Genomic DNA, 278 nt, shown 5'->3' on the forward strand with positions numbered 1-278 from the left:
GAAATCCATCTGGCCATACCCGCACAAACTAATAAGGAGCAAAGATTGCAGTTGCAACGTGTGGTAGAGTATGGCAAAAGTCAAAACATTACAGTCAAAATTACGGAGATCGAATAAATGACTTTCAATCAAGAACAAGATTATTGGGCTGGCTATAAGGCAAATGAAAGAGCCTTGATTATTCAAACATGGTCAGGATTTGGGCGATATGCTCCAGACCACCTATATCCCCCCCATATCCTGCCATTGGATACCGACAATGGAACTTTAGGCACGAC

Annotated in this window: 2 protein-coding genes; both read left to right on the plus strand. The window is 42.4% G+C overall.

Going from position 1 to position 278, the window contains the following annotated elements:
* Positions 1-45: 45 nt before the first annotated feature.
* Positions 46-117 carry a hypothetical protein gene (locus HMPREF2606_RS11295; RefSeq protein ID WP_349267266.1) on the plus strand — a complete coding sequence of 24 codons (72 nt, stop codon included), beginning with the start codon at positions 46-48 and terminating at the stop codon, positions 115-117.
* On the plus strand, positions 118-278 hold a 161-nt coding region (locus tag HMPREF2606_RS10925), incomplete at its 3' end, for a contact-dependent growth inhibition system immunity protein (RefSeq protein ID WP_141759945.1).

The sequence above is a fragment of the Neisseria sp. HMSC070H10 genome (assembly GCF_001837635.1).
Classification (GTDB): Bacteria; Pseudomonadota; Gammaproteobacteria; order Burkholderiales; family Neisseriaceae; genus Neisseria; species Neisseria subflava_A.